Source organism: Acinetobacter sp. ANC_7512 (genome assembly GCF_056779935.1).
In genome coordinates, this window is record NZ_JBWYIX010000050.1 from 1 (window position 1) to 249 (window position 249).

A 249-nucleotide genomic window follows, 5' to 3' on the forward strand; every position below is an offset into this window, starting at 1 on the left:
TGTTGTATCGTTTGTATCCGCAATTGGATCAATCGTTACATCGGTATCAGATGGTGCAGTTGTATCTACAGTTAATTTGCCATCCGCAGTTGCAGTAGCAGTATTACCCACCGCATCTTTCGCTTCAGCTTTAACTGTATATTCACCTTCTGGTAATTCTTCAGTCGGTGTATACGACCAGTTACCTTCTGGATCTACAGTCGCATCACCTGTTGCTACAGGGTTGCCATCTTTGTCTAAGATTTCAAC

The 249-nt window shown here is 43.0% G+C and carries 1 protein-coding gene; it reads right to left on the reverse strand.

The genetic code is table 11. The features are described 5' to 3' along the window. A partial coding sequence (locus tag AC1M9H_RS14420) for an Ig-like domain-containing protein (RefSeq protein WP_481613664.1) occupies positions 1-249 on the reverse strand: 249 nt, incomplete at both ends.